General features: G+C 34.1%; 1 protein-coding gene. It reads left to right on the top strand.

Translation table 11 applies throughout. The annotated features are described in order from the left end of the window. A partial coding sequence (locus tag ACFSR0_RS05780) for an IS3 family transposase (RefSeq protein ID WP_379980803.1) occupies positions 1 to 596 on the top strand: 596 nt, incomplete at both ends.

Here is a 596-nt window from a genome sequence, read left to right on the forward strand (position 1 = left end):
AACGTGTTGAGAAAGTTTTATAAACCTCGAACCAATAGAAAAAAGTTAGCGAAAGATGAAGGCGTCAGTCGAGGATCGCTTTACCAATGGAAAAACACGTTTCTTGGAAAGGATTTCCCATTGCGCATGACTTCAAAAAATCAAGGCAAACAAAAAGAGTTACTTTTAAAAGAAGTGGAAGAATTACAAAAACAAGTACACCAATTACAAATCGAAAAAGCATTGCTAGAGGGAGCTGCTGAACTGCTAAAAAAAGAAAAAGGCATCAATCTTCTTTATCTATCAAATCAAGAAAAAACGATATTGATTGATGCTCAACGAAATCGATTCACGTTGAAGGAACTGCTTCAACAACTTAAGTTGTCTAAAAGTAGCTATTTTTATCAAAAAAAGGCACTTGAGAAACCAGATAAATATGTTGAAGAACGTCAATTGATCATGACTATTTTCAACAGTAACTTCTGTGCTTATGGTTACCGCAGAATTCACCAGGCTTTAAAAAACATGGGGAAAAGCCTATCTGAAAAAGTCATACGTAGATTAATGCTTGAGGAAAACTTGATGATTAAATTTTCTAAGCGAAAAAAATACTCTTC

This window comes from Enterococcus camelliae (assembly GCF_042685105.1).
GTDB classification, from domain to species: Bacteria; Bacillota; Bacilli; order Lactobacillales; family Enterococcaceae; genus Enterococcus_G; species Enterococcus_G camelliae.